Annotated in this window: 20 protein-coding genes, 1 other RNA gene, 1 pseudogene and 1 riboswitch; of the genes and pseudogenes, 18 read left to right on the top strand and 4 right to left on the bottom strand. The window is 69.7% G+C overall.

All coding sequences use genetic code 11. The annotated features are described in order from the left end of the window. Positions 1–72 precede the first annotated feature (72 nt). From BP05_RS07430 to thiL, 6 genes are all read left to right on the top strand, one after another. Positions 73–861 (top strand): class I SAM-dependent methyltransferase, encoded by a 789-nt coding sequence (locus tag BP05_RS07430; protein ID WP_496362004.1) that lies wholly within the window; start codon positions 73–75, stop codon positions 859–861. A gap of 152 nt (positions 862–1,013) precedes the next feature. After that, positions 1,014–1,175: riboswitch (FMN riboswitch) on the top strand. 147 nt (positions 1,176–1,322) lie between these two features. Beyond that, positions 1,323–1,919, top strand: a complete 597-nt coding sequence (locus BP05_RS07425) for a riboflavin synthase (protein WP_496362002.1) — start codon at positions 1,323–1,325, stop codon at positions 1,917–1,919. Beyond that, positions 1,916–3,040, top strand: coding sequence for a 3,4-dihydroxy-2-butanone-4-phosphate synthase (gene ribB / locus BP05_RS07420; RefSeq protein ID WP_496362000.1), 1,125 nt, complete (start codon positions 1,916–1,918; stop codon positions 3,038–3,040). The genes BP05_RS07425 and ribB overlap by 4 nt, the downstream gene beginning before the upstream one ends. Positions 3,041–3,142: 102 nt before the next feature. Next, on the top strand, positions 3,143–3,610 hold the full coding sequence (gene ribH / locus BP05_RS07415) for a 6,7-dimethyl-8-ribityllumazine synthase (protein WP_496361998.1): 468 nt from the start codon (positions 3,143–3,145) through the stop codon (positions 3,608–3,610). Continuing rightward, positions 3,607–4,068 carry a transcription antitermination factor NusB gene (gene nusB, locus BP05_RS07410; RefSeq protein ID WP_496361996.1) on the top strand — a complete coding sequence of 154 codons (462 nt, stop codon included), beginning with the start codon at positions 3,607–3,609 and terminating at the stop codon, positions 4,066–4,068. Before ribH ends, nusB begins: the two co-directional genes overlap by 4 nt. A gap of 28 nt (positions 4,069–4,096) precedes the next feature. After that, positions 4,097–5,050, top strand: a complete 954-nt coding sequence (gene thiL / locus BP05_RS07405; RefSeq protein ID WP_496361994.1) for a thiamine-phosphate kinase — start codon at positions 4,097–4,099, stop codon at positions 5,048–5,050. 23 nt (positions 5,051–5,073) lie between these two features. Here thiL and BP05_RS07400 read toward each other — a convergent pair whose 3' ends face one another. From BP05_RS07400 to BP05_RS07385, 4 genes and pseudogenes are all read right to left on the bottom strand, one after another. Further along, the gene (locus tag BP05_RS07400) at positions 5,074–6,096 is read right to left on the bottom strand and encodes a patatin-like phospholipase family protein (protein WP_496361993.1); all 1,023 of its coding nucleotides are present in this window, start codon (positions 6,094–6,096) and stop codon (positions 5,074–5,076) included. 155 nt (positions 6,097–6,251) lie between these two features. Further along, on the bottom strand, positions 6,252–7,649 hold the full coding sequence (locus BP05_RS07395) for an FAD-binding oxidoreductase (RefSeq protein WP_496361991.1): 1,398 nt from the start codon (positions 7,647–7,649) through the stop codon (positions 6,252–6,254). A 39-nt stretch (positions 7,650–7,688) separates the two neighbouring features. Further along, on the bottom strand, positions 7,689–8,099 hold the full coding sequence (locus tag BP05_RS07390) for a YraN family protein (RefSeq protein ID WP_496361989.1): 411 nt from the start codon (positions 8,097–8,099) through the stop codon (positions 7,689–7,691). 18 nt (positions 8,100–8,117) lie between these two features. Then, positions 8,118–9,329 (bottom strand): annotated as a pseudogene (locus BP05_RS07385) (penicillin-binding protein activator); the annotation flags it as partial. Positions 9,330–9,551: 222 nt separating this feature from the next. Between BP05_RS07385 and rsmI the strand changes: the two are divergent. The 12 genes from rsmI (at position 9,552) to murC (ending at position 22,749) form a co-directional block, all read left to right on the top strand. After that, positions 9,552–10,376 carry a 16S rRNA (cytidine(1402)-2'-O)-methyltransferase gene (rsmI, locus tag BP05_RS07380; protein ID WP_496361987.1) on the top strand — a complete coding sequence of 275 codons (825 nt, stop codon included), beginning with the start codon at positions 9,552–9,554 and terminating at the stop codon, positions 10,374–10,376. Between the two features lie 36 nt (positions 10,377–10,412). Continuing rightward, positions 10,413–10,761, top strand: an RNA gene (rnpB, locus tag BP05_RS07375) — RNase P RNA component class A. A 556-nt stretch (positions 10,762–11,317) separates the two neighbouring features. Then, on the top strand, positions 11,318–11,764 hold the full coding sequence (gene mraZ, locus BP05_RS07370) for a division/cell wall cluster transcriptional repressor MraZ (protein WP_496361985.1): 447 nt from the start codon (positions 11,318–11,320) through the stop codon (positions 11,762–11,764). Further along, positions 11,761–12,714 (top strand): 16S rRNA (cytosine(1402)-N(4))-methyltransferase RsmH, encoded by a 954-nt coding sequence (gene rsmH / locus BP05_RS07365; protein ID WP_496361983.1) that lies wholly within the window; start codon positions 11,761–11,763, stop codon positions 12,712–12,714. The genes mraZ and rsmH overlap by 4 nt, the downstream gene beginning before the upstream one ends. Then, the gene (gene ftsL, locus BP05_RS07360) at positions 12,711–12,977 is read left to right on the top strand and encodes a cell division protein FtsL (RefSeq protein ID WP_496361981.1); all 267 of its coding nucleotides are present in this window, start codon (positions 12,711–12,713) and stop codon (positions 12,975–12,977) included. The genes rsmH and ftsL overlap by 4 nt, the downstream gene beginning before the upstream one ends. Then, complete coding sequence (locus BP05_RS07355) at positions 12,974–14,905, top strand: peptidoglycan D,D-transpeptidase FtsI family protein (protein ID WP_496361979.1); 1,932 nt, start codon at positions 12,974–12,976, stop codon at positions 14,903–14,905. Before ftsL ends, BP05_RS07355 begins: the two co-directional genes overlap by 4 nt. Then, positions 14,902–16,374 (top strand): UDP-N-acetylmuramoyl-L-alanyl-D-glutamate--2,6-diaminopimelate ligase, encoded by a 1,473-nt coding sequence (locus tag BP05_RS07350; protein ID WP_496361978.1) that lies wholly within the window; start codon positions 14,902–14,904, stop codon positions 16,372–16,374. The genes BP05_RS07355 and BP05_RS07350 overlap by 4 nt, the downstream gene beginning before the upstream one ends. After that, positions 16,371–17,780 (top strand): UDP-N-acetylmuramoyl-tripeptide--D-alanyl-D-alanine ligase, encoded by a 1,410-nt coding sequence (locus BP05_RS07345; RefSeq protein WP_496361977.1) that lies wholly within the window; start codon positions 16,371–16,373, stop codon positions 17,778–17,780. Before BP05_RS07350 ends, BP05_RS07345 begins: the two co-directional genes overlap by 4 nt. Next, positions 17,770–18,867 carry a phospho-N-acetylmuramoyl-pentapeptide-transferase gene (mraY, locus tag BP05_RS07340; protein ID WP_496361975.1) on the top strand — a complete coding sequence of 366 codons (1,098 nt, stop codon included), beginning with the start codon at positions 17,770–17,772 and terminating at the stop codon, positions 18,865–18,867. The genes BP05_RS07345 and mraY overlap by 11 nt, the downstream gene beginning before the upstream one ends. Then, entirely contained in the window at positions 18,867–20,174 is a 1,308-nt protein-coding gene (gene ftsW, locus BP05_RS07335) for a putative lipid II flippase FtsW (protein WP_496361973.1), read from the top strand. Before mraY ends, ftsW begins: the two co-directional genes overlap by 1 nt. Continuing rightward, positions 20,171–21,301: an undecaprenyldiphospho-muramoylpentapeptide beta-N-acetylglucosaminyltransferase gene (gene murG, locus BP05_RS07330; protein ID WP_496361971.1), complete on the top strand. Its 1,131-nt coding sequence runs from the start codon at positions 20,171–20,173 to the stop codon at positions 21,299–21,301. Before ftsW ends, murG begins: the two co-directional genes overlap by 4 nt. Further along, on the top strand, positions 21,298–22,749 hold the full coding sequence (gene murC / locus BP05_RS07325; protein WP_496361969.1) for a UDP-N-acetylmuramate--L-alanine ligase: 1,452 nt from the start codon (positions 21,298–21,300) through the stop codon (positions 22,747–22,749). The genes murG and murC overlap by 4 nt, the downstream gene beginning before the upstream one ends. Positions 22,750–22,763: the final 14 nt, after the last annotated feature.

Genomic DNA, 22,763 nt, shown 5'->3' with positions numbered 1-22,763 from the left:
GGGCAGCCGCGCCTAGTCCAGGCGCGTCGCTGCGCGCAGTGCTCGGGTGGGTTTGACGACGAGGTTCCGTGCATGACCCAGGCGACGTTCAACGATCACTTCTCCGCAGTCGCCGGCGCGTACGCGGCCGCCCGCCCCGAATATCCGGATGCGCTGTTCGAACTGATTGCCGCGCACGTCGCGGCCACCGCGCGCGTGTGGGAGCCCGGTTGCGGCAGCGGCCAGGCCACGCGCGGGCTGGCCGCACGCTTCGCCCTCGTGCACGCGACCGATCCGAGCGTGCAGCAGATCGCGCAGCACTGGGCGCGGCATGGGGCGGCGAACGTGAGCCTCGCGGTCGAGCCGGGCGAACGTACCGTCCTGCCCGATGCCAGCGTGCAACTGGTCGCGGTCGCGCAGGCGCTGCACTGGTTCGACCGCGGCGGATTCTTCACCGAATGCGAGCGCGTGCTGGCGCCCGGGGGCGTGCTCGCCGCGTGGGGCTACGGCGACTTTGTCCCGCCCGAAGGCATGGTCGACGCAGTCGCGGACTTCCGTGCGCTGATCGACCCGTACTGGCCGCCGGAGCGCGAGCTGGTCGACGCGCAGTACGCCGGTTTTGACTGGCCGTTCCCGGCGCTGCCGACGCCGCTGCCGTGGCTGGAAGCCGAATGGACGCTGCCGCACTTCCTGCGCTACCTGGCGAGCATGTCGGCAACCGCGCGCTGCGGGGCCGAACGCGGCGAGGATCCCGTGGCGCGCCACGCTCCGGCGCTCGCGGCTGCCTGGGGCGCAGCGGAGGACGTCCGCACGATCCGCTGGCCGCTGTTCCTGCACCTGCGCAGGCGGCCCGCGATCGACTCCCACCCCCGGAGCCGCTAAGCCGCATCGGTGGCCGTGCGTAGGCCCAATGGCGGGCCCGTTTCACGGTCGCCGGCCGACGCCGGCCCGACGTAGCGTTCCACTGGCCGCGAGCCTGGGCTCCAAAGCCCGGGTGATAGAATGCGCCGCCGGCTCGCCGGCACCACAACTCGTAACGTCTTCAGGGCGGGGTGCAATTCCCCACCGGCGGTAGGTGCAAAAGGTCCCACGGGCCGGCCGCACGAGCCCGCGAGCGCCTCCAGTGCAGCGGAGGGTCAGCAGATCCGGTCGAATGCCGGAGCCGACGGTCACAGTCCGGATGAAAGAAGACGGCTTCCGCATGGCCCTGTGTCGCCGTGCGTGTGCCTCATGCCTTGGGGACGCTTTTCGCAGGCTGGTTCGCCAGCTGACTCCGCGGGAAACGTTCACATGTACAGCTTCGAGTTTCAGTCCCTTGCCGTCTCCGCACCGGAGGCGCGCTGATGTTCACCGGCATCATCGAAGGCGTCGGCCGCATCGCAGCCCTTGAACCTCGTGGCGGCGATGTCCGCCTGCGCGTCGCCGTCGGCACCCTCCCGTTCGATGCGGTGCAGCTCGGCGAGAGCATCGCGGTCAACGGCGTGTGCCTGACCGTGATCGACTTCGACGCCGGCTCGTTCGCGGCCGATGCCTCCAACGAGACGCTCGCGCTGACCACGCTGGGCAAGCTCGCCATCGGCGCACAGGTCAACCTCGAGCGCGCGATGCGGCCCACCGATCGCCTGGGCGGCCACCTGGTCAGCGGCCACGTCGACGGAATCGGCCGCGTGCTCGCGGTTGTCGAGGACGCGCGCGCGCAGCGCTGGCGTTTCGCCGCACCCGCGAGCCTGCTGAAGTACATCGCGAAGAAGGGCTCGATCTGCGTCGATGGCGTCAGCCTCACCGTCAACGCAGTCGACGGCGAAGGCTTCGAGGTCGCACTGATCCCGCACACGGTGTCGCACACCGCCTTCGCGCACACCCGGGTCGGCGACCCGGTGAACCTGGAAATCGACCTCGTCGCCCGCTACGTCGAGCGCCTGCTGGGAGCCAACGCATGAGCTTCAGTCCCATCCCCGAACTGCTCGAGGAAATCCGCGCCGGCCGCATGGTCGTGATCGTCGACGACGAGGACCGCGAGAACGAGGGCGACCTGATCATGGCCGCCGAACTGGTGCGCCCGCAGGACATCAACTTCATGGTCACGCACGCGCGCGGCCTGGTGTGCCTGTCGCTGACCCGCGAGCGCTGCCGCCAGCTCGGACTGCCGCCGATGGTGCGCGACAACACCTCGCCACACCACACCAACTTCACCGTCTCGATCGAAGCGGCCGAAGGCGTCACCACCGGCATCTCGGCCTACGACCGCGCGCACACCGTGCGCACCGCCGTGCGTCCGGACGCGGGCGCCGCCGACCTGAGCCAGCCCGGCCACATCTTCCCGCTGATGGCGCAGCCCGGTGGCGTGCTCAACCGTGCCGGCCATACCGAGGCCGCGAGCGATCTCGCCCTGATGGCCGGCATGGAACCGGCCGGCGTGCTGGTCGAGATCCTCAATCCGGACGGCTCGATGGCGCGCCGTCCCGAGCTGGAAGCGTTCGCGCGCGAGCACGGCCTGAAGATGGGCTCGATCGAGGACCTGATCCGCTACCGCCTTGCCACCGAGCACACGATCGAGCGCGTCGACGAACGCGAGATCGAGACCGAGCACGGCGACTTCCGCCTGGTGAGCTACCGCGACCGGCTCAGCCGCGCGTTGCATTTCGCCCTGGTGCGCGGCGACGTCGACGCCGCCACGCCCACGCTGGTGCGCGTGCACGTGCAGAACCCGTTGGCCGACGCGTTGCACTGGCGCCGGCCCGACTTCGGTCCCGCCGTGGGCGACGTGCTCGCCGCGATCGCCCGGGAAGGACGCGGCGCCCTCGTGCTGCTGGGCGACCACGCCGACGCCGACGCGCTGCTGGCCCGGGTCCGCGCGCAGGCCGATGCGGATCCGGCTGCGCACGAAGCCCGGCCGAGCCGCGGCCATGCGCTCGCGGAATGGCGCCGCAACGGCGCCGGCGCGCAGATCCTGGCCGACCTCGGCCTGGGGCGCCTGCGCGTATTGGGCACCCCTCGCAAGCAAATCGGCCTCGCCGGTTTCGGCCTGGAAGTGGCCGAATACGTGGAATTGCCGCATTGAAGCCGGCCGCACCGAAGCCGGGCGCACTGATGCCGCCAGGCCTCGTCGCGGCCCCGGTCGTGGCGACGCGGTAAACTGCGCCCCCCTTCGAGACCCCTGCCCATGCCCCACTACGAAGGCGACATGCGCGCCAGCCCCGGCGCCCGCTTCGCGATCATCGCCAGCCGCTGGAACCCGCGCATCACCGATGCCCTGGTCGCCGGCGCCCGCCGCACCTTCGCCGACCATGGCGTCGCCGAGGATGCCGTGGACGTGATCCGCGTGCCGGGTGCGTGGGAGCTGCCGGTCGTCGCCCGCACGCTGGCGAGCAAGCGCTCGCACGCCGCGATCGTCGCCCTGGGCTGCGTGGTGCGCGGCGATACCCGCCACTACGAGCAGGTCGCCGACGGCTGTTCCGACGGCCTGATGCGCGTGTCGCTCGACCATGGCGTGCCGGTCGCCAACGGCGTGCTCGCGGTCGACCGCTTCGAGGACGCGCAGGCCCGCGCCGGCGGCAGCCATGGCAACAAGGGCGAGGAGGCCGCACTGGTGGTCCTGGAAATGGCGCAACTGCTGGAGCAACTCGCATGAACCGTCGCCGTTCCGATGGCATCGATCCCGTCGCACGCTCGCGTGCGCGCCGCCGCGCGCTGCAGGCCGTCTACGCCTGGCAGATGTCGGGCGCGAGCGCACGCGAGGTGGTCGCGCAGTTCGCCCACGAGCAGGCGCACGAAGTCGCCGACCTGGAGTACTTCGAAGACCTCGTCCACGGCGTGGACAAGCACTGCGAGGACCTGGACACCGCGCTGGCGCCCTTCCTCGACCGCGACATCGAGCAGGTCGATCCGATCGAGCGCGCGGTGCTGCGCATCGCCGCGTACGAATTGCGCGAACGCCGCGACGTGCCCTACCGCGTGGTGATCAACGAGGCGATCGAGACGGCCAAGCGCTTCGGTTCCGAACACGGCCACACCTACGTCAACGGCGTGCTCGACCATGCCGCGGCGCAGTGGCGCGCGGTGGAATTCCAGGCCGGCCGTACCCGCTGACACTCGCAGCGCTGGCGCCGGAGGCCTCGTGAGCGCGGAGTTCGACCTGATCGACCTGATCCGCAGTCGCGCGGCGACGCGTGACGACGTGATCCTGGGCATCGGCGACGATGCGGCGATCGTGCAGGTGCCTGTGGGACGCCAGCTCGTCATCGCGACCGACACGCTCAATCGCGGCGTGCATTTCCCCGACAACACCGCGGCGGCCGACATCGGTTGGAAGGCGCTTGCGGTCAACCTGTCCGATCTGGCGTCGATGGGCGCGGAGCCGGCGTGGTGCACGCTGTCGCTGTCGCTGCCTTCAGGCGATGCCGCCTGGGTCGATGCCTTCCTCGACGGCTTTCTTGATCTCGCCGCGCTGCATAGCGTCGCCCTGATCGGCGGCGACACCACCCGTGGGCCGTTGTCCGTCAGCATCACCGTGCACGGTTTTGTTGCGCCGGATCGTGCCTTGCGCCGAAGCGGCGCCCGTGTCGGCGACGATGTCTGGGTGACCGGCACTCTGGGCGAGGCGGCGGGTGCGCTCGCGCAGTGGCGGAGCGGGGCGGCGGTGACCGCGGCGCTGCGCCAGCGCCTGGATCGGCCGACGCCACGCGTGGCGGTGGGCACCCGCATCGCGGGCATCGCGCACGCCTGCATCGACGTCTCCGATGGCCTGCTCGCCGACTTCCAGCACGTCTGCGCGGCCAGCGGGGTCGGTGGCGAGATCGAACTCGATGCCTTGCCCGCATCGTCCGACCTGCATGGGGCGTTCGATCCGCAACGGCGCCAGACGCTGCAGGCGAGCGGCGGCGACGACTACGAGCTGTGCTTTGCCGCGCCGCCGTCCGCGCGCGAGGCGATCGCGGAAATCGCCACCGATACCGCTACCCCGATCACGCGCATCGGCCGCGTGACAGCCGGAAATCATGCCCGCGCACTGCTTGTCGACGGCAGCGAATGGTCGCCGCCCAGTACCGGCTACGTCCATTTCGCAGCTTGAGACACCGCGACGCGCGGCAAGCCTCAATCCTTGTCGGCGTCCCCGCACTTCTTCCCGAACAGGCCACCGAGGCGGCCCGGCTTGCACGGCTCGGGCGCCTTCACCGGTTCACGCGGCTTGGCCGCGGCCATGCGGTCGGCGCGCAGTTTCGCCAGTTGCGCGCGGATCTGCGGCATCACCGCCAGCGCCGCGCGCTCGCCTTCGAGGATCGCGTTGTTTCGTTGTTCGAAATCGGCCGGGCCGATGTCGTTGACCAGCGGGCGGATCACCACGTTGGCGCGCGCGAGTTCCTGCTGGCCCAGCTTCTGGCCCATGATCGTGATCGACTGGTTCACCGTGCCGAGCAGGCTGCCGGGGTTCTTGCCGCTGGCCTTGGTCGAGATGTCGATTGCGATGACGAAATCCGCGCCGAGCTGGCGCGCGGCGTCCACCGGCACCGGGCTTACCACGCCGCCGTCGACGTAATGCTTCTGCCCGATCGTCACCGGTTCGAACACGCCGGGAATGCTGCTGGACGCGCGCACGGCCTGGCCGGTGTTGCCGCGCACGAACACGGTGCGCTCGCCGGTTTCCAGCTGCGTCGACACCACGGCGAACGGCTTCTTCATCCGCTCCAGCGGACGGTTGGCGACCAGCTGGTTGACGTAGTCCTGCAGCTTCTGCCCCTTCACCACGCCGCCGGAGAACAGGCTGACGTCGCGGATCTCCGCTTCGTCGAGGCCGAACGCGGTCTTCTGCATCTGGAACGCATCCATGCCGCTGGCATACAGCGCGCCGACCACGCTGCCGGCGCTGGTGCCGGACACCACGTCGGGAACGATGCCGTTGGCTTCCAGCATCTTGATCACGCCGATGTGGGCGAAGCCCTTGGCCGCGCCGCCACCGAGCGCGATGCCGATGCGGACCGGCTTGACCGGCACCGGCAAAGGCTTGGGCGCGATGGCCTCGGGCGTGGGCCGGCTGTCGCCGCCGCTGGCGCAGGCGGCCAGCAGCAGGGTCAGGGAGAACGTGGCGAGGAACGACAGCGGACGGGCGCGGAGGGACATGCGGAAACGGAATGGACGCGAGGCGCGCAGGATACCGTCGCCGGACGCCGGTTTTTGCGGCAGCGGTGGCATCGCGAGCCGTTCGGTTCAGATCTCGCTGATGCGGGTGATCAACCCGACGCGCCACCTCGGGCTTCCGGTTCAGCGTGGGCTGCTCATGACCCCTCGCGGGCCGGCAGCAGCTTGCCCGGATTGAGGATGCCCGCCGGGTCGAAGGCGGCCTTGACCTGGTGCATCAGCGCCAGTGTCGCCGGATCGATGGCCAGGGGCATGAAGGCGCGCTTGGCCAGGCCGATGCCGTGTTCGCCCGACAGCGTGCCGCCGAGCCCGAGCGTGAACGTGAACACGCGCGCCAAGGCGGCCTTCGCACGTTCGCCCTGCGCCGCATCGGCCGGATCGAACAGGATGTTGACGTGCAGGTTGCCGTTGCCGGCATGGCCGAAGGCGACGATCGGCAGCGCGAATTCCGCGGCGAGCGCACGCACGCCGGCGACCAGCTGCGGGATCCGCGACACCGGCACGACCACGTCCTCGTTGATCTTGCCCGGAGCGAGCGTACGCAGCGCCGGCGACAGCGCCTTGCGCGCGGACCACAACTGCTCGCGCGCGGCTTCGTCGGCGGCGTCGTCCAGTGCCACCAGGCCTTCGCCTTCGGCGGCGCGCATCAGGGCCTCGATCGCGTGGGGCAGGGTCTCCGCGTCGCCGTCCGCTTCGATCATCAGCAGCGCACCGGCGTCGCCGGGCAGATCGGCGCCGCCGACATCGCGCGCCAGGCGGACGCAATCGCCGTCCATGAATTCGAGCATCGAAGGCGTGACCGGTTGCGCCATCAGCCGCGCGACGGCCTGCGCGGCCGCGGCGACATCGCGATAGAGCGCACGCAGGGCGCGCCGCTGCGGCGGCAACGGCGTGAGCCGGAGCGTGGCTTCGACGATCAGCGCGAGCGTGCCTTCGCTGCCGACGAGCAGGCGCTGCAGGTCGTAACCCGTCGCTCCCTTCGTGGTCGCGCTGCCGCAGTGGATGAGGTCGCCGGTGCCGGTGACGGCCGTGAGGGCGAGCACGTTGTCGCGGCTGGCGCCGTACTTCACCGCGCGCGGTCCGCCGGCGTTGCAGGCGAGGTTGCCGCCGATGGTGCTGAACGCCGCGCTGGTGGGATCTGGCGGCCAGAACAGTCCATGCGGCTGCAATGCGGCCTGCAGTTCGCCATTGAGTACGCCCGCCTCGACCACCGCGCAACGGTCGCCGGGCCGCACGTCGAGGATGCGGTTCATGCGCTCGAACGACACCACCACGCCGCCCTGCACCGGCACCGATGCGCCGGTGGTGTTGGTGCCGCGGCCGCGCGCCACCACGGGCACCCGGTGCGCGAAGCACGCGCGCACCAGCGCCTGCACCTGTTCGGCCGTCACCGGCAGGGCCACGGCATCGGGCAGCGATTCGCGGCGCGAATTGTCGTAGGCGTAGGCGAGGCGTTCGCCCGGATCGGTCAGCCAGCCGGTGCCTGGAGCGAGCAGGGCGGCAAGGTCGCGTTGCAGGTCGCTGGGCAGGGGCATGCGTGGATTATGCGCGCCGGTCGCCGCGGTGCAGACCGCTCAGCAGTCGTCGGCGCGGAACGCATCGCGCAGCCAGTTGAATCGCGGCGCGCCCGGATCGCCGTCGGCTTCGATCACGTCGAAGCGGCAGGCGAGGCTGGCCAGGCGCGGATGCGCGGCCAGGAAGGCCTGCGCCGCCCGCACGATCCGGCGGCGCTTGTGGGCGTCGACCGACGCCGCGCCGCCGCCGAAGCGTGAGTTGCGGCGGTAGCGGACTTCCACGAACACCAGCGCGGCATCGTGGCCGGCGCCATCGAGCATTACCAGGTCGAGTTCGCCGAAGCGGTAGTTCGCATTCGTCGCCACCTCGCGCAGGCCTGAGCGCGCCAGGTGCGCGCGCGCGGCGGCTTCGATGGCCGCGCCCAGGGCGCGGCGATCGCCGGTCGGCTTGTCGGGAAGCGGCTCGTCCATAAGCCGGGATGGCGCGGACTAGCGCCGCGCCGCGTCCGCCAGCGGCACGGACACGCCGCCACTGAACGTGGACCACGCCGGCGTGCGTTGCACGTTGCCGAAGCCGTCGATGCGCAGCACGCCGGTGGCGCCCTCGATGCCGTCGGCGGAGGTCGCCAGGTGCTCGAGGTAAGCAGTGATCAGCCAGGCGTCGTAGCCGAACGCGAACAGGCGCGCAGCCGGTCCCTTGGCGTTGGGGAGCATGGCCGCGGCGCTGGTTGGCGAGGGCAGGCCGCGTACGCCGCGGGTGGTCCAGCTCTCGCTCGGGAAGGCAATGCCATCGAGCACGCGATCGTCTTCGGGCTTGCCGGTGCCCGACAGCAATTGCGATGTCGCCACGCGCGGCTTGCCGGCGAGGCCGGCCAGGGCCAGGCGTGGCAGCACCTGGCGCGCCGCACTGCCCTTGATCGCAAGGAAGATCGCGTCGACGCCGCCATCTTTCGCCGCGAACGGTGTGAAATCGACGGTGCCTTCGCCGACGACGTCGGTGACCTTGCCGCCGCGCTCGCCGAGGCGTTCGCGTAGCGCCGCGACGGCGCGGTCCTCGGCGCCGATCACCAGGACGCGGCGAGCGCCGCGATCGAGCAGGAATTCCGCGGCGGCGATCCCTTCGTCTTCGGGCGACAGCGAGAAACTCGCATTGCCCGCCGGCGGCGGGGCCGTCGTGCGATTGAGCGCCAGCAGCGGCACCGGCAGGGTGCCGCGATTGAACAGCGCGCCGACGTCGTCGCGGCTGAGCGGTCCCACGACGAAATCGTTGCCCTCGGTCACGGCGCGGTCGTACGCCTCGGCGGCGCCGGTGGACGTGTCGTAGAAGTTGACTTCGGGGCGACGGCGCGTCTCGCCGTAGTACCCGGTGAGGAAGCCGTCGCGCACCGGCGCGGCGGCGGTCGCGAGGCTGCCCGACAGCGGCAGCAGCACGGCCAGCTTCACCGGAGGGCGGTAGCCGTCACGTTCGGCCGGCGGTCGATTGCCGGCGTTGAACTTCCACGCGCTGCGATCGAACGGGCGCGGCAGCGGCAGCCCGCGGCGCAGCAGGGCGCGACCGGCGTAGTTGTACAGGGGATCGCCGACAGCCAGCGAGGCGGCCTCGCGTTGCAGGCTGGCGTTGTCGAGCGCGGCCAGCAGCGTCTCGATCTGCTTCTCGGTCTGCACGCGTTCCGCGCCGGCCTGGGACACCGCCTGCCGCGCCAGCGCCTCGGCCTGCACCATGGCTTCGCTGCGCGGGCCGCGACTCGCGGGCGCGCCGCCGGTCGGTACCGAGGCGCAACCGGCCAGCAGTAGCAGCAGCATCGCAATGAGCACTCGTGCGAACGAGCGTTGGCTGGCGGGCGAGGACTTCGACAGGCTCATCGGCGCGGGATTCCTTGGGGGACCGGGTAGGATTCTAACCGTCCCGCTGATTCCCTCACGATGCAGACTCCCGGCACCCTCCACGTCGTCGCCACTCCGATCGGCAACCTTGGCGACCTTTCGCCGCGCGCACAGCAGACGCTGCGCAGCGTGGCGGCGATCTGCGCGGAGGACACCCGGCACACGCGCCACCTGCTGTCCCACTTCGGCCTCGAGCGGCCGCTGCTGGCGCTGCACCAGCACAACGAGGACGCGCAGGCCGCGCAACTGGTGGCACGCCTGCTGGCCGGCGATTCGCTGGCACTGGTGTCCGACGCGGGCACGCCGCTGGTCAGCGATCCGGGCTTCCGACTGGTCAGCGCGGCGCGTGCGGCGGGCATCCGTGTCTCCCCGGTACCCGGCGCGTGCGCGGCGATTGCGGCGTTGAGCGTGGCGGGATTGCCCAGCGACCGCTTCGTGTTCGAAGGCTTCCTTCCGGCCAAGGCCTCGGCGCGGCGCGAACGCCTGGCCCGGCTGGCGGGCGAGACGCGCACGGTGATGTTCTACGAATCGGCGCACCGCATCGAGGAAGCACTCAGCGACATGGCGGCGGCCTTTGGCCCGACGCGGCGCGCGGTGATCGCGCGCGAACTCACCAAGCTGTTCGAGACCATCCTCGATGGCCCGCTCGCGGAACTGCAGGCGCGCGTCGCCGCCGACGCCGACCAGCGCAAGGGCGAATTCGTGGTGATCGTGGAGGGTGCAGGCGAGGATGCCGATGCAAAGATCGCCGAGGGCCAGCGCTTGTACGCAAGACTCAGCGAATACCTCAAGCCCTCGCAGGCGGCCAAGCTCGCCGCCGAGCTGAGCGGCGCGCCCCGCAAGGCGCTCTACGGCGGCGAATAAGCCGCGTCGCGTTGTGCGTGCGACAATGCGCGCGGCGGAGTCGGCCGGGCAGTCGCGTCATGCGCAAGCATGCCGAGGAAAGTCCGGGCTCCACAGGGCACGGTGCCAGGTAACGCCTGGGCGGCGCGAGCCGACGGAAAGTGCAACAGAAAGATACCGCCGATGGCTCTTCGGAGATCAGGCAAGGGTGAAATGGTGCGGTAAGAGCGCACCGCGAGTCCGGTAACGGACCGGCACGGCAAACCCCACCGGGAGCAAGACCAAATAGGGAGGCAATGCCGCGGCCCGCGGTGTCTCCGGGTAGGTTGCTTGAGCGTATCGGCGACGATGCGCCTAGAGGAATGACTGTCCACGACAGAACCCGGCTTACAGGCCGGCTCCGCCTTTTTTCAAGACACGCTCGCGCGCTGGGAAGCGCACCGACAATCGGGCCGGGCCTCGAAAACCGCGCCCGGCCTTGGCTTCGATCCCGCGAGCCGCCGGGCATCGCCGTTGGCATCGGCCTGGAGGACCCCTGCCCACAGGCGCATCGCGCCTTCGGTAGTCCGCTCGCGGAAAAGCGCGCGGAGGGTGAACGGGGCAGCCGCTCGTCCGCAATTGACACGCGCGAAGCGTCGAGCCGAAGCCTTGGGCCTCCATTTGCTGCGGCGCAGCATGCGGCACTGGCTGCGCACTCCACCTTCGAACCGACCGTCCGGGCGGGCCGCCAGTCTCAAAAAATGAGACTAAACAAGGCTTAGGGAAGAACTGTTGATCAAGACTATGAAGTTCGTCGCAAGCCTTTGATCCGCAAAGTGAAATTGCCTCCACAAAAGCGTTGACAAGCCATTGGCCGGTGCTAAGGTGGGCATCAGAGGGAAAACCGGGTTTTTTGTGGTTTTTCCAACGAAGGTGACCCCTAAACCGCCCGGTAAGAGGCGGAAAACGTGGCAGGCAGGCGAATGTTCCAAGGCGAAACCGCCATCACGATCGACGACAAGGGCCGGCTGGCGGTGCCCACCGCCTACCGCGACCTGGTCGCGCGCGCGTGCGGCAACCGCCTGGTCATCACCTACAACCCCTTCGAATCCGGTTCCCTCTGGCTATACCCGCTGTCGGTCTGGGAGCGCGTGCGCGACCAGGTCAATGCCCTGCCGAAGGCGAAGAAGGTCAACCGCTCGATGCAGCTGAAGCTGGTCGGCGCCGCCGAGTTCGTGGAACTCGACGGCAACGGCCGCATCAGCATTCCCGCCAGCCATCGCGCGGCGGTCGGCATCGAGAAGAAGGCCGTTCTGCTCGGCATGGGCGACAAGTTCGAGTTGTGGAGCGAGCAAGCGCACCACGCGCAGATCCGTCAGACGGTGTCCGACGAGGATCTGAGCGAGGAGCTGCTCGAGCTGCAGCTGTGACGGCGGGTGGCAGCGGACGCGAAGCGGCGTCCGGCCACCTTCCCGTGATGTACCGGCAGTGCCTGGAAGCCCTGCAGGTCAAAGCGGAAGGAACGTATCTCGATGGCACGTTCGGGCGCGGCGGTCACGCGCGCGGCGTGTTGCAACAACTGGGCCCCGGAGGCCGGCTGCTGGTCATGGACAAGGATCCCGAAGCGATCGCCGTTGCCGAACGCGAGTTCGGCGCCGACGCGCGCGTGGCGATCTTCCGCGGCAGCTTCGCCCAGCTTGCGGGCTGGGACGCTACTGCCGGTGGGCTCGATGGCGTGTTGCTGGACCTGGGCGTGTCGTCGCCGCAGCTGGACGTCGCCGAACGCGGCTTCAGTTTCGGCAAGGACGGCCCGCTGGACATGCGCATGGACCCCGATGCCGGCCAAAGCGCCGCGCAGTGGCTGGCTACGGCAGGGGAGAAGGAGATCGCCGATGTCCTGTGGACCTACGGCGAGGAACGCCAGAGCCGGCGGATCGCGCGCGCCATCGTGGCCCGCCGCGGCGAGCAGCCGCTGGTGCGTACCGCGCAGCTGGCGGACCTGATCGCGTCGGTGGTGCCGCGCGGCGACCAGAAGATCCATCCGGCGACCCGCAGCTTCCAGGCCATCCGCATCTTCATCAATCGCGAGCTGGCCGACCTCGAAGACGGCCTGGATGCCGCGCTGGCGCGCCTCAAGCCGGGCGGGCGCCTGGCCGTTATCAGCTTCCACTCGCTGGAAGACCGCATCGTCAAGCAGTTCATCGCCCGCCACGCCAAGGCGCCGCCCGCCAATCGCCGCATGCCGGTCGAAGTCGCCTTCACGCCGACGCTGAAGATGATCGGCGAGGCGCAGAAGGCGGATGCCGCCGAAACGGCCAGCAATCCGCGCGCCCGCAGCGCCGTGCTGCGCGTGGCCGAAAAGCTCGCGGAGGCGGCATGACCTGGCGCCTGCTGCTTACCGTCCTGATCGTGGCGAACGTCGCTACCGCGCTGGCCGTGGTTCTGGCGCGCCACCAGCACCGCCAGCTCTTCGTGCAGGCGACGCGGCTGGAAAAAGCCCGTGACGAGCTCAATATCGAATTCGGCCGCCTGCAACTGGAGCAGGCGACCTGGGCCGAGAGCAACCGCATCGACCAGGTGGCGCGCGACCGGCTTGGCATGAAATTTCCCGAAGGCGCCGAGACCGTGGTGATCCGTCCATGAGCGCGCGCAACGACCGCGGTTTTCCCAACGAACGCCGCCAGCATCTCGTCGGCAAGGTTGCCGACGCGCTGCGGGCCCGCATCGCCGCCCAGCCGTCGGCAGGCGGCGGGGCGCGTGCGCGCAACCAGCGTGGCGGGCTCGACCTGCGCAAGCGCCTGCTGATCGTCGCCGGCGCGCTCGGGCTGGGTTCGCTGGCGCTCGTGGTGCGCGCTTTCGACGTGCAGGTGGTGAGCAACGACTTCTACCTGCAGCAGGGCCAGGCGCGCTCGTTGCGCGAGATCCCGATCCCGACTTCGCGCGGCATGATCACCGACCGCAATGGCGAGCCGCTGGCGGTGTCGACGCCGGTCGAGTCGGTATGGGGCAATCCCAAGGAGTTGCTGGAAAATCCGCAGCGCATCCCCGAGCTCGCCGCCGCGCTGGGCGTGCCGGCAGACGTGCTCACGCGCAAGCTCACGCAGCGATCGGGCAAGGAATTCCTGTACCTCAAGCGCCGCATCAGCCCCGAGCAGTCGCGGCGCATCCTTGCGCACAACATCCCGGGGGTGTTCTCGCAGCGCGAATTCCGCCGCTTCTACCCGCAAGGGGAGGCGATGGCGCACGTGCTGGGCTTCACCAACGTCGACGACCGCGGCCAGGAAGGGCTTGAGCTGTCCTTCGACCACATCCTCAGCGGCACGCCCGGCTCCAAGCGCGTCATCCGCGACGGGCAGGGACGCATCGTCGAGAGCGTGGACCTGATCGAGGCTGCCCAGCCAGGCCAGGACCTGACCCTCACCATCGACCGCCGCATCCAGTTCCTCGCTTACCGCGAACTGCGCAACCAGTTGGTCAAAACCGGAGCGACCAGCGGCTCGGCGGTGATCCTCGACATCGCCAGCGGCGAAGTACTCGCCATGGTCAACCTGCCCAGCTACAACCCGAACGCCGCGGCGATGGGCACGATGGACACGCACCGCAACCGCGCGGTGACCGACGTGTTCGAGCCGGGTTCGACGATGAAGCCGATCACGGTCGCCGCCGCGCTCAACGCGCGGCTGGTCACGCCCGACACGCGGATCGACCTCAATCCGGGCTACATGCAGCTGGATCGCAAGTACACAGTACGCGACCACAACAACTACGGCGTGCAGACGATCACCGGGATCATCACCAAGAGCTCCAATATCGGCGCGGCCAAGCTCGCCGCGCGGATGAACGACCAGTACTTCTACGACTTCGTGCGCCAGTTCGGTTACGGCCAGAAGCCGGGCAGTGGCTTCCCCGGCGAATCCGCCGGCGTGCTGGCGCCGCCAGCGCGCTGGAGCGGCACCACCAAGGCCACGATGTCGTATGGCTATGGCATGTCGGCCACGCCGCTGCAGATCGCGATGGTGTACGCATCGCTCGGCAACGGGGGCAAGCTGATCACGCCGACTTTCGTGAAGGGCGAGCGCCACGAGCCCAGGCAGGTGCTCGACCCGCAGATCGCGCACGAAGTGATGAAGATGATGCAGACGGTGACCGAGACCGGCGGCACCGCGACGCAGGCCGCGATCCTCGGCTATCACGTCGCCGGCAAGACCGGCACGGCGCGCAAGTTCAGCGAGACCGGCGGCTACACGCGCCGCTACCTGTCGTACTTCGCCGGCGTCGTGCCGGTGCAGAACCCGCGCTTCTCGATGGTCGTGGTGATCAACGATCCGGATCCCGAGCGCGGCTACTTCGGCGGCCTGGTGTCGGCGCCCGTGTTCCGCAACGTCATGGACGGCGCGCTGCGCCTGATGGACGTGCCGCCCGACGACATCGACACCTGGATCGCGGCGCAGAACCAGGCGCAGCACGCCAACGAACTGCGCGGCGAAGAAGGACCGGTCCTGCCCGATGCGACGGCGGCGGCGCTGGCGGATGCAACCTTGCCGGTTCCGGTGAACGGAGGCGCGCAATGAGCCGCAGCATGCTCCTGCGTGAACTGCTGCCCGACGTCGCCGGCATCCCCGGCGATCTGCGCATCAGCGGCCTGGTGATGGATAGCCGCGAGGTGGCGCCGGGCGCTGCCTTCGTCGCCATCGCCGGCTTCGGTGCGCATGGCCTGAAGTTCGTCGAGCAGGCGCGGGCCGCGGGCGCGAGCGCGATCCTGTTCGAAGCGCCGGCACCCGTGGACATGCCTGCGCCGGCCGACGCGATCGCGGTGCCGAACCTGCGCGCGCGCCTGGGCGATCTGGCCGACCGTTTCCACGGCGGCGTCACCCATGCGATGACCGTGGTTGGCGTGACCGGCACCAACGGCAAGACTTCCACCGTGCAGTTGCTTGCCCAGGCCTGGACCCTGCGCGGCATCCGCAGCGGCACGGTGGGCACTCTCGGCGCGGGCCTTTACGGCCAGATCACGCCGACCGGCTTCACGACGCCGCTGGTGCTGAAGCTGCACGACCTGCTTGCACGCATGCACGATGCCGGTGCGCAGGCCGTGGCGATGGAAGTCAGCTCGCACGCGCTCGACCAGGGCCGCGTGGACGGCGTGCATTTCGACGTCGGGGTGTTCACCAACCTCACCCGCGACCACCTCGACTACCACGGCGACATGGACAGCTATGGCGCGGCCAAGGCGCGCCTGTTCACGTGGCCGGGACTGAAGGCGGCAGCGATCAACCTCGACGACGAATACGGCCGCGACCTGTACGCGCGCCTGCCTGCGACCGTCCGGGCGATCGGCCTGAGCTCGCGCGATGCGGCGGGCGCCACCCTGCGCGCCGACTCGCTGCGGCTGGACAGCGCCGGTATTTCCTTCGATCTGGTCGCGGCGACCGAATCGCACCCGGTACGCTCGCCGCTGTTGGGCCGCTTCAACGTCGACAACCTGCTGGCCGTGGCCGGTGCGTTGCACGCGCTGGGTGAATCGCCGGCGGAGATCGCCGCAACCCTGTCGCGCCTGCAGCCGATCCACGGCCGCATGAACCGCCTCGGCGGCGACGGCGCCGCGCCGCTGGTCGTCATCGATTACGCGCACACGCCCGATGCACTGGAACAGGCGCTGAAGTCGCTGCGCGCGCATGCGCAGGCGCGCCTGGTCTGCGTGTTCGGGTGCGGCGGCGAACGCGACCGCGGCAAGCGGCCGCAGATGGCCGCGATCGCGGAAGCCAACGCCGACCGCGTGATCGTCACCGACGACAACCCGCGCGGCGAAGACGGCGACCAGATCGTCACCGACATCCTCGCCGGCTTCGCCAACGCCACCGCGGCGATCGTGCAGCGCGACCGCGCCGCCGCGATCGCGCGCGCCATCGGCGAGGCCGGCCCGAACGACATCGTGCTCATCGCCGGCAAGGGCCATGAGCCGTACCAGGAAATCAACGGCGTGCAGCATCCCTTCGACGACACCGAAGTCGCCCGGAAAGAACTGGAGGCGCGCGCATGAAGCCGCTGCGGCTCTCCGACATCGCGCGCATGACCGGCGGCCGCCTGCATGGCGAGGACGTGGTCATCGACGCGCTGGCCACCGATACGCGGGCGCTGCTGGTTGGCGGCCGCACCCTGTTCATCGCGCTCAAGGGCGAACGCTTCGATGGCCACGACCACGTCGGCGCCGCCGCCCAGGCCGGCGTGGCCGCGGCCTTGGTGTCGCGGGTGATCGATGCGTCGACCGCCAGCGGCGCGCTGCCGCAGGTCGTCGTCGCCGACACCGAGCGCGCGCTGGCCGACTTCGCCGCGGCGGTGCAGCGCGAGCGTGGCCAGGTCAAGGTCGTTGGCATCACCGGCAGCAACGGCAAGACCAGCGTGAAGACACTGGTGCTGGCGATCCTGTCGCGTGCCGGCCGCGCCTACGCCAATCCTGGCAACCGCAACAACGAGATCGGGCTGCCCCTGGCGGTGCTGGAAGCCCCCGAGGATGCAGAGTTCGCCATCTACGAAATGGGTGCCGGCAAGCCGGGCGACATCGCCTATCTCACCGCGATCGCACGACCCGACGTGGCGATCGTCAACAACATCGCTCCGGCGCATCTGGAACGCATGGGCAGCCTGCTCGGCGTCGCCGATACCAAGGGCGCGATCTACGACGCTCTGCCGGAAGACGGCGTCGCCGTGATCAATGCCGACGAGGCGTTCGCCCCGTTCTTCGCCGAGCGCTCGCATGGCCATCGCCTGATCCGCTTCGGCCTGGATGCAACGGCCGACATCACCGCGCGCGGGATCACGCCAACCGATGGCGGTTCGCGCTTCGTCCTGGTGACCCCGCAGGGCGAAGCCGCGGTCGACCTGGCCATGCCCGGGCGCCACAACATCCGCAACGCGCTGGCCGCGGCCTCGATCGCGCTGGGCCTGGGCGTGGCGCTCGATATCGTCGCCGCCGGCCTCAATGCCGCCGAGCCCGTCGCGGGCCGCCTGATCGCCAACCGCCTGGGTAACGGTGCGGTCGTGATCGACGACAGCTACAACGCGAATCCCGGATCGCTCGCCGCCGCCATCGACACCCTCGCCGAATCCAGCCGCGGTGGCGAAGGCTGGCTGGTGCTGGGCGACATGCGTGAACTGGGTGCCGACGCCCAGCAGATGCACGCGGAAATGGGGCGTCGCGCCAAGGCCGCCGGCATCCGCCGCCTGTACACGCTGGGCGAACTCAGCGCCGCCGCCGGCCAGGCCTTCGGCGAAGGCGCTGCCGCGTACGACAACCACGACGCGTTGATCGCCGCCCTGCGCAAGGAACTGCGCGACGGCGTGCGCGTGCTGGTGAAAGGTTCGCGCGGCAGCGCGATGGACAAGATCGTGAAGGCGCTGATCGCGTCCGACATGGCGGCCGGGGAGGGCTCGACGCATGCTTCTTGAACTGTTCCGCTGGCTCGAACAACTGCAAAGCCTGTTCGGGCTGTTCGGCTACCTCACCTTCCGCGGCATCCTCGCCGCGCTGACGGCGCTGTTCCTGTCGTTGTGGTGGGGCCCGGCGGTGATCCGCCGCCTCGCCCAGCTCAAGGGTGGGCAACCAATCCGCAAGGAAGGCCCGCAGTCCCACTTCTCCAAGGCCGGCACGCCGACCATGGGCGGTGCGCTGATCCTGCTCACCATCCTCGCCTCGGTGCTGCTGTGGGGCGACCTGCGCAACCGCTACGTGTGGCTGGTGCTGGCGGTGATGGTCGCCTGCGGCGCGATCGGCTGGTGGGACGACTGGATCAAGATCGTCAAGCGCGACCCGAACGGCATGCGTTCGCGCACCAAGTACTTCCTGCAATCGGTGATCGGCCTGGGCGCCGGTCTGTTCCTGTACTACACCGCCGACGTGCAGTCGGCGACCACGCTGTACATCCCGTTCTTCAAGAACGTGGCGTTGCCGCTCGTGGGCATCGGCGGCACCGTCTTCTTCATCGCCATCGTCTACCTGTGGATCGTCGGCTTCTCCAACGCGGTGAACCTGACCGACGGACTCGACGGTTTGGCGATCATGCCGACCGTGCTGGTTGCCTGCGCACTGGGCGTGTTCGCCTACGCCTCGGGCAACGCGGTGTTCTCCGAGTACTTGCAGATCCCGCAGGTGCCGGGCGCCGGCGAGCTGGTGATCATATGCGCCGCGATCGCCGGCGCGGGGCTGGGCTTCCTGTGGTTCAACACCTACCCGGCGATGGTGTTCATGGGTGACATCGGCGCGCTGGCGCTGGGCGCCGTGCTCGGCAGCATCGCGGTGATCGTGCGCCAAGAGCTGGTGCTGGTGATCATGGGCGGCATCTTCGTCATCGAGACGCTCTCGGTGATGATCCAGGTCGCCTCGTTCAAGCTCACCGGCAAGCGCGTGTTCCGCATGGCGCCGATCCACCATCATTTCGAGCTGAAGGGCTGGCCGGAGCCGCGCGTGATCGTGCGGTTCTGGATCATCTCGGTGATCCTGGTCCTGATCGGCCTCGCCACGCTGAAGGTACGTTGATGAACGACCTCTCGCGCCAGGCAACACGACTCGACGAAATCGGCGGCCGCTACGATCCGTGGCTGCTCGGTATCGCCTGCGTGCTCGCGTGCCTGGGCGTGGTGATGGTCGGTTCTGCCTCGATCGCGATCGCGGAAGGCCGCGATGCCGGTCCGTTCCACTACCTGATCCGCCACTTGGTGTTCCTCGGCTTCGGCGTCGGTCTTGCGTGCGCCGCGATGCGCACGGAGATGAAGACCGTGGAGCAGCACAGTCAGTGGTTGCCGCTGGTGGCGCTCGTGCTGCTGTTGCTGGTCGTGGTTCCGGGCATCGGCGTAACCGCCAAGGGCGCGCGGCGCTGGCTCAACCTGGGCGTGCTGACGTTCCAGCCGGTGGAAGCGGTCAAGCTCATGCTGATCGTCTGGCTGTCGAGCTACCTGGCGCGCTTCCGCGACGAGGTGAGCGCGACCTGGCGCGCCATGTTCAAGGTGCTAGCGGTGGCCGGCCTGCTGGTCGGCATCCTGCTGGTGATCCACAAGGACTTCGGTTCGTCGGCGCTGCTGCTCGCGATCACCGCCGGCATGCTGGTGCTCGGTGGCGCCAACCTGCCGCGCATGCTGCTGCCGGTGCTGTGCGTGCTGCCGATGCTGGCGCTGATGATCCTGATGGAGCCGTACCGGGTGCAGCGGCTGGTGTCGTACCGCGACCCGTGGGCGGATCCGTTCGGCAGCGGCTACCAGCTCACCAACGCCTTGATGGCGGTCGGCCGCGGTGAATGGTTCGGCGTCGGCCTGGGCGCCTCGGTGCAGAAGCTGTCGTACCTACCGGAAGCGCATACCGACTTCATCCTGGCGGTCATCGCCGAGGAACTCGGTTTCGTCGGCGTGTTCGCGATCATCGCGCTGTACGCCGGGCTCGCCGGCCGCGCCTTCTGGATCGGGCTGAAGTGCGTGGAGATGCGCCGCCATTTCGCCGGCTACGTCGCCTTCGGCATCGCCCTGTGGATGTCGCTGCAAAGCTTCGTCTCGATCGGCGTGAACCTCGGCCTGCTGCCGACCAAGGGCCTGACCCTGCCCCTGATTTCCTCGGGCGGTTCCAGCGTGCTGCTCACCTGTGCGGCGCTGGGCGTGCTGCTGCGGGTGTCGTTCGAACTGGATCGCGCGCAGCGCCAGGTCGCGCGCCTGCGCGGCGAGGCCGCGATGCCGACCGCGGCGATGCCCGCCACTGCGCAGCCATTGCCGGGGCTCGCCGCCGAAGCGCGCGGCACCAGCCGCCTGCGCCAGCGCGTGGAGCCGGTGCTCGACCGGGCTTTCGGGAGGACGGCATGAACATGACGACCGCCGCCACCGACTCCGACCTGCATCCGGTGATGATCCTCGCCGGCGGCACCGGCGGACACATCTTCCCTGGCCTCGCGGTGGCCAAGGCCCTGCGCGCGCGCGACGTGCCGGTGCTGTGGCTGGGAAGCGAAGGCGGCATGGAAACACGCCTGGTCCCGCAGCACGACATCCCAATCGACACCATCGCGGTGCGGGGCGTGCGCGGCAAGGGCGTGGCGACGCTGCTCGCGGCGCCCTTCAAGCTGCTCGCTGCGGTGAATGCCGCGCGCCAGACCCTGCGCCAGCGCCAGCCGCGCGCGGTGGTGAGCTTCGGCGGCTTCGCCGCCGGTCCCGGCGGCCTGGCCGCCAGGCTTGCCGGCATCCCGTTGATCGTGCACGAGCAGAACCGCGCGCCGGGCATGACCAACCGCGTGCTGGCCCGGTTCGCCAAGCGTGTGCTCACCGGCTTTCCGCAGACGTTCGCCAACGAGGACGTGGTCGGCAATCCCGTGCGCGCCGAGATCGCCGCGGTGCCGCCGCCGGAACAGCGTTTCGCCGGCCGCGAAGGCCCGCTGCGCCTGCTCGTGCTGGGCGGCAGCCAGGGCGCCCGCGCGCTCAACGCGGCCGTGCCCAAGGCCATCGCCGCCTTGCCGCGCGGCCTGCGCTTCGAAGTGCGCCACCAGTGCGGCGAGCGCATGCGCGAGGACGCGGTGCGTGCCTACGCCGACGCAAGCGTCGAGGCCTCGGTCGAGCCCTTCATCGCCGACATGGCATCGGCGTATGCCTGGGCCGACATCGTGATCTGCCGCGCCGGTGCACTCACGCTCGCCGAGCTGTGCGCGGTCGGCGTGGGCAGCGTGCTGGTGCCGTTCCCGCAGGCGGTGGACGACCACCAGACCAAGAACGCGCAGTTCCTGGTCGAACGCAACGCCGCGCAACTGCTGCCGCAGGGCAGCGACGTCGACGAGCTCGCGCAGCGCCTGTCGGCAACCCTGGAAATCCTGGGCGAGCGCGAGCTGCTGCTGCCGATGGCGAAGGCCGCCCGCGCCCTGGCCCGGCCCGATGCCGCCGAGCGCGTCGCGACGATCGTGCTCGAACAATCGAACCAAGAACATTCCCGAGAGAACCGCGCATGACTCCCCAAGCCCGCCACCGCATGCAGCACGCCGGGGACCTGATCGCCAGTGGCGGCGCCGGCGCGCGCGTCCACTTCGTCGGCATCGGCGGCGTGGGCATGAGCGGCATTGCCGAGGTGCTGTGCACGCTCGGCTACCAGGTGTCGGGTTCGGACATGGCCGACAACGCGGTGACGCGCCGCCTGGCCTCGCTCGGCATCAACGTCATGCGCGGCCACGTCGCCGCCAATGTGCTCGGCGCCGACTGCATCGTGGTGTCCTCGGCGATCAAGGCCGACAACCCCGAGCTGATGGAGGCCCGCGCCCAGCGCATCCCGATCGTGCCGCGCGCCGAGATGCTGGCCGAGTTGATGCGCTTCAAGCGCGGCATCGCGGTCGCGGGCACGCATGGCAAGACCACCACCACCTCGTTGCTGGCCAGCGTGCTGGGCGAGGGTGGCATCGACCCGACCTTCGTGATCGGCGGCAAGCTGCTCGCCGCCGGCGCCAACGCGCGGCTGGGCAAGGGCGACTGGCTGGTGGCCGAGGCCGACGAGAGCGACGGCAGCTTCCTGCGACTGAACCCGCAGATCGCCATCGTCACCAACATCGACGCCGACCACCTGGAGAACTACGGTGGCGACTTCGCCAAGGTAAAGGCCGCGTTCGACGAATTCCTGCACCACCTGCCGTTCTATGGACTGGCGGTGCTGTGCATCGATGACCCCGAAGTCGCCGCGCTCGCGACCAACACCACGCGCCACGTAATGACCTACGGCTTCGCCGACCACGCCGACGTGCGCGCGGAAGAAGTGACCCAGCACGGCGGCGCGATGCGCTACACGCTGTGCCTGCCGGACGGCTCGCGCACCCTCGTGGAACTCGCGCTGCCCGGCCGCCACAACGTGCAGAACTCGCTAGCCGCCGCCGCAGTGGCCTGGCAGCTGGGGATCGGCAGCGATGCGATCGCGCGCGCGCTGCAGAAGTTCGCCGGCATCGGCCGCCGTTTCAACCTGCTGGCGCAGCCCACCACGGCGAAGGGCGCGACGGTGCAACTGGTCGACGACTACGGCCACCATCCCAAGGAACTGGAAGCGGTGTTCGCCGCCGCGCGCGGCGGTTGGCCGGATCGCCGCCTGGTGGTCGCGTTCCAGCCGCACCGCTACAGCCGCACCCGCGATCTGTTCGACGAGTTCGCCGCGGTCCTATCGACGGTCGACACGCTGGTGCTGACCGAGGTGTACCCGGCAGGCGAGGCACCGATCGCCGGCGCCGACGCCAAGTCGCTCGCGCGCGCCATCCGCACCCGCGGCCGGATCGATCCGATCGTGGTCAGCGGCGCTGCCGACCTGGCGACCGTGCTGCCTGACGTCCTCAACGATGGCGACCTGCTGCTGATGATGGGCGCCGGCGACATCGGCCATGCCGCGCAGCAGATCGCGGCCCACGGATTTGGAGAAGCGAAGTGAACGTGCCGGCTTCC

This window comes from Lysobacter oryzae DSM 21044 (assembly GCF_059568595.1).
The sequence above is the reverse complement of the archived record's forward strand: the minus strand, read 5'-3'. Positions and strand labels throughout refer to the sequence as shown.